The sequence below is a fragment of the Roseateles sp. genome (genome assembly GCF_036486225.1).
Classification (GTDB): Bacteria; Pseudomonadota; Gammaproteobacteria; order Burkholderiales; family Burkholderiaceae_C; genus Roseateles.
The window spans coordinates 1-5,153 of record NZ_DASVNZ010000383.1; the positions used below are offsets into that span (position 1 = coordinate 1).

A 5,153-nucleotide genomic window follows, 5' to 3' on the forward strand; every position below is an offset into this window, starting at 1 on the left:
CCTCGCGCGCGGGGCGCAGCCAGGCACTGATCCGGTCCGCCATCGCCACGAGCGCGATGAACACCAGCAGGATGGTCGCGACCTCGGAGCCCGCGAACATCTTGGTCGCGTTGTCCAGTTGCTGGCCGAGTCCGCCGGCGCCGACGAACCCCAGCACCACCGAGGACCGGATCGCGCATTCCCAGCGGTACACCGTGTAGCTCACCAGTTCGTCGGCGCAGCCGGGCAGCGCGCCGAACAGCAGCGCCTGCAGACGACCGGCGCCGCCGCGCAGCAGCGCCTGCGTGGGCGCGGCGTCGGCGCTCTCGAGGATCTCGGCGTAGACCTTGCCGAGCATGCCGCCATAGGACAGCGCGATCGCCAGCACGCCCGCGCCGGGGCCCAGGCCGACGACGCGGACCAGCATCAGCGCCCAGACCAGCTCCGGCACCGAGCGCAGCACGATCAGCGCCAGGCGCACGGCCCCGCGCAGTGCCGCGGGCATAGTGCCCATGCGGCCCGCCACCGCGGACACCGACAGCCGCGCCGTCGCCAGCAGCGCCATCGGCACGGCGATCACCCAGGCGAGCGCCAGACCCACCGTCGCCATCGCCACGGTGCGCCAGGTGTCGGCGGCCAGCATCGTCAGGAATTCGAGGTCCACGCGCGGCGTCAGGAACTGCGCGCCGAAGCGCCAGGTCGCGCGCAGGCTGCGCGGGTCGAGCAGTTCCCAGGGCCGGAACTCGCACCAGACCAGCAGCGGCCACAGGAGCACGAGCAGCGCGACGGTCAGGCCGAGACGCCGGGCGGCGGCGGGATCGCGGCGCCAGGGCTCGGCGGCGGCGGCACTCATCGACACATCACCTGAGGCGGGGACGTCGGCGCCGCCACGTCCTCGGCCACGGGCGGCGGTTCATTCGGCAGGTCCGCGTAGATCTCGTCCAGCTGCCGAGCGCCGAGCGCCCGCGGCGGACCGTCATAGACGAGACGCCCCTCGCGCAGCGCGATGACGCGCGGGAACAGCCGGCAGGCCAGATCGACCTGATGCAGGCTGCAGACCAGCGTACGGTCCTGCGCGCGGGCGGTGTCCCGCAGCACCTCGAGCACCCGCTGCGCGCGCTGCGGATCCAGCGCCGACAACGGTTCGTCGGCGAGCCAGAGCCGCGCCTTCGACACCAGCAGCCGCGCCACCGCGACCCGCTGGCGCTCGCCGCCGGACAGCTGATCGACGCGCGACCACAGCCGGTCGCCCAGTTCCAACCGGTCCAGCGCGTCGAACGCGAGTCGCGCCTGCGCCTCGGTCGGGCTGAACAGCATGCGCAGGGTCTGCCGCATCGAGGCACCGGGCAGTTGTCCGGCAAACACCGCCGTGACCACGCGCTGGCGCGGCGGCAGCGGCGGATGTTGGGGCGCCAGCATCAGCTCGCGCCGCAGCCAGTGGCGATCGCGCGACGACAGGCTCCAGGCGTCCTCGCCCGCCAGGCGCATCGTGCCCGCGACCGGCGCCAGCGCCAGCGCCATCGCATGCAGCAGCGAGGTCTTGCCCGCGCCCGACGCGCCGATCAGCGCGACCTGCTCGCCGGTGTCGATGCGCAGGGACAACGGCTCGATCAGCGTGCGCGCCCCGGCTCGCAGATGCAGGTCCTCCAGTTCCAGCAGACGCATCCTGATCGCCTCAGTTCATTTCAACAGGCCAGCATTCTCAGCGGCGGCCTTGATGCGTTGGTAGTTCTCGATCCGCGAGGGCACATACCTCGTCGCGCTCTGCTGCTCGAGAACTTCCCGCCCCTCTGGCGTCGACGGGCTGAGTTTCAGGAACGCAGCCTTGATCGCCTCACGGACCGCCACCGGAATGTCCGCGTGGACGCTCCAACTGGCATCGTCGTAGGGCGGCGTCGTGAAGAACACCCGGACCGCCGACGTATCGACCTTGCCCCCTGCCACCAGTCGCTCCCAGACGTAGATGTTCAGGGCGCCGGCATCGACTGTGCCCGACGCCACGGCGGCGACCGTCGCGTCGTGCGCGGCGGAGAAGGAGACGGCCTGAAGATCGATGTCAGGCCGGACCTTGGCCGCCAGCAGGAAGGCGCGCGGCATCAGGTGCCCGGATGTCGACGATCGCGGGCCGAAGCTGAAGGTACGCCCCTTCAGGTCCTCGAGCCGGGAGATGCCCGACCCGGTCCGGGTGATGAAGACGGAGCGGAAACTCGCGTCCGACTCACGCTGGACCAGCGGGATGATCCGGCCGCCGGAGCGCACGTTGGCCTGGACGAGGGTGAAGCCGCCGAGCACGGCGAGATCGATTTTCCTGTCGACCATGGCATCGACGACGGCGTCGTAATCGGCGATCGGCGTCCATTCGATCTTCATGCGGAGCTCTTTCTCCAGATACCTGCCGAGCGGTGCGAACTTGCGGGTGATCTCCGTGGGCGATTCGCCGGGGACGATGGTCACGCGCAGGACCTGCTGTCGCTGCGCCAGCGCGGAACCGCCCGCCCCTGCCGCCAGCACCGTCACGATGACGAGGGCCCGCAGCGCCCGGTTCAGGCGCTGGAAGGGACTGGGCATGGCGATCCCCCTTTCGGTTCACTTCAGCAATCCGGCGTTCTCGGCAGCGGCCTTGATGCCGTTGTAGTTCTCGATCCGCGTCGGCACGTACTTCGTCGCACGCTGAAGGTCGAGAACCTCCCGGCCCTCCGGCGTGGCGGCATTGAGCTTCAGGAATGCGGCCTTGATCGCTTCCCGGGTCGCGACCGGCATGTCAGCATGAACACTCCAGTTGGCGTCGTAAAACGGCGGCGTGGTGAAGAACACCGTCACGACCGAGGAGTCGACCTTCTTCTCCGCGACGAGCCGTTCCCAGAGATAGAGATTCACCGCACCCGCGTCGACCTTGCCCGAAGCCACCGCGGCGACGGTGCCGTCGTGCGCGCTGGAGAAGACGATGTGCTTCAGGCTGGCGTCGGGGTCGATCTTCGCGGCCAGCAGGGCGGCGCGCGGCATCAGATGCCCGGAGGTCGATGTGGCCGGACCGAAGCTGAGCGTCCGGCCCTTCAGGTCCTCGAGCCGCCGGATCCCGGAGCCGACCCGCGTGATGAACACCGAACGGTAGTTGCCGTCGCCCTCGCGCTGGACCAGCGGGATGATCTTGCCGCCGGAACGCTGGTTGGCCCGCACCAGGGCGAAGCCGCCCAGCACGGCCAGGTCCACCTGACGGTTGACGACGGCGTCGACCACCAGGTCGTAGTCGGTGCCCGGGACCCACTCGACCCTCATCTCGAGCTCCTTCTCCAGATACCTGCCCAGCGGCACGAAGCGGCGCGCCACCTCGGTGGGCGACTCGCCCGGAATGGCGCTGACACGCAACAGGCCCGGGGTCTGGGCCCCAGACTCCCCGACCACGCCGGCGAGCAGCGCGACAACAAGGAGCGCGAGGCCCGGCAACGCGCGGCGGGTCGGTCGATGCGAGCGGGACATCAGGGGCTCCCGTCAGCTCACTTCAGCAGACCGGCGTTCTCCGCGGCGGCCTTGATGCCGGCGTAGTTCTCGGGCTGCGTCGGCACGAACTTCGTCGCACGCTGCAGCTCGAGGATCTCCTTGCCTTCCGGCGTCGACGGGTTGAGCTTCAGGAACGCGGCCTTGAGCTTCTCCTTCGTCGCGGCCGGCATGTCGGCATGGACGCTCCAGTTGTAGTCGTAGTACGGCGGCGTGGTGAAGAAGACCTTCACGGCCGAGGTGTCGACCTTCTTCTCGGCGACCAGCTTCTCCCAGACGGAGATGTTGAGCGCACCCGCGTCGACCTTGCCCGAGGCCACGGCGGCGACGGTGGCGTCGTGCGCGCCGGAGAAGGAGATGCGCTTGAGGTCGGTGTCGGGATTGATCTTCGCAGCCAGCAGGAAGGAGCGCGGCATCAGGTGGCCCGAGGTCGACGACGCGGAGCCGAAACTGAGCGTCTTGCCCTTCAGGTCCTCGAGCTTGCCGATGCCGGACTTGGCGTCGGTGATGAAGACGGAGCGGAACTTCTCGTCCTCCTCGCGCTGGACCAGCGGCACGATCCTGCCACCCGAGCGCACGTTGGCCTGCACGAAGGTGAAGCCGCCGAACCAGGCCAAGTCGATCTTCTTGTTCACGACGGCTTCCACGGCGGCGGCGTAGTCGGTGACGGGCGTCCACTCGACCTTCACGCCCAGCTCCTTCTCCAGGTACTTGCCCAGCGGCGCGAACTTGCGCGCGAGCTCGGTGGGCGATTCGTCGGGGATGGCGGTCACGCGCAGCACCTGCTGCGTCTGCGCCAGCGCGGGCCCGGACAGGCCTGCGGCGATCAGCGACGTGGCGACGATTCCCTGCAGCGCACGGCTGACGTGTCGGAAAAGGCTAGGCATCGGAGGCTCCGGTGAGGGGTGGGGAAGGCAGTCGAGAAGAATGGCGGAGAGACATGGGAGTCGAACCCACCCGACGGCGCGTGGCGCCGTCCACCGGATTTGAAGTCCGGCCGATCCACCAGGATCGTTGTCTCTCCATTGATCGTTGCGCGTTCATGCGGTCTCGACGGCGTCGGCGCAGGCCGCGCCGCCGTCCTCATGATCGTCGATGAACAGGCGGCAGTCGGTCCGCAGCCGATGCGCGTCGCCGACGCGCCGCAGCACGCCGACCTTGTCGAAGAATTCCAGCACCTGGATCGCGCGCTTGCGTCCGAGGCCGCTGCGATCGCGGAACACGGAGGCCTTCACGTCGCCGCCGATCGCCGAGGCGCGCGCGATGCGCGCGAGCGTCTGCACCGCCGACGGCGCGTAGTACAGGTCCTTCACGATCTGGAAGAGTTCACCCCGCTGCGACAGCCGCGCCAGGGTCGTGCGCACCAGCGCCTCCGGCTCGTGCGCGTCCTTGGCCAGGTCGCGCGCCCAGGCACCCTCGAAGCCCGCGGACAGCAGGCGCGGCATCACCTTCTGCGCCAGGCGCTCGTCGAGCGCCGACAGCTGGATCCCGTGTGCCGGCAGATGCGCCGAGGCGCCGCTGATCGCGACCTGCCCGGCCGACGCCATCCTCCGCACCAAGGCCTGCCACAGCGGCTCGGCCATCCGCGGCGCGGCCAGCCGCCGCCAGCGCGCGAGATCGGGGCCCAGCTCCTCGGGTTGTTCCTCGTGATAGCGCACCAGCCGCGCCAGCGCGGCGGC

General features: G+C 69.8%; 6 protein-coding genes and 1 tRNA gene. All 7 read right to left on the minus strand.

Translation table 11 applies throughout. From position 1 onward, the window contains the following. On the minus strand, window positions 1-832 hold an 832-nt coding region (locus VF536_RS24665; protein WP_331617587.1), incomplete at its 3' end, for a PhnE/PtxC family ABC transporter permease. Next, a complete protein-coding gene (locus tag VF536_RS24670) occupies window positions 829-1,644 on the minus strand; it encodes a phosphonate ABC transporter ATP-binding protein (RefSeq protein ID WP_331617588.1) in 816 nt (271 codons plus the stop codon). The genes VF536_RS24665 and VF536_RS24670, both read right to left, overlap by 4 nt. Window positions 1,645-1,659: 15 nt before the next feature. Further along, window positions 1,660-2,547, minus strand: a complete 888-nt coding sequence (locus VF536_RS24675) for a putative selenate ABC transporter substrate-binding protein (RefSeq protein ID WP_331617589.1) — start codon at window positions 2,545-2,547, stop codon at window positions 1,660-1,662. Between the two features lie 18 nt (window positions 2,548-2,565). After that, window positions 2,566-3,456, minus strand: coding sequence for a putative selenate ABC transporter substrate-binding protein (locus tag VF536_RS24680; protein WP_414710447.1), 891 nt, complete (start codon window positions 3,454-3,456; stop codon window positions 2,566-2,568). A 17-nt stretch (window positions 3,457-3,473) separates the two neighbouring features. After that, a complete protein-coding gene (locus VF536_RS24685) occupies window positions 3,474-4,361 on the minus strand; it encodes a putative selenate ABC transporter substrate-binding protein (RefSeq protein WP_331617591.1) in 888 nt (295 codons plus the stop codon). A gap of 41 nt (window positions 4,362-4,402) precedes the next feature. Further along, window positions 4,403-4,498, minus strand: a tRNA-Sec gene (locus tag VF536_RS24690). Window positions 4,499-4,514: 16 nt separating this feature from the next. Beyond that, on the minus strand, window positions 4,515-5,153 hold a 639-nt coding region (locus VF536_RS24695; RefSeq protein ID WP_331617592.1), incomplete at its 5' end, for a SelB C-terminal domain-containing protein.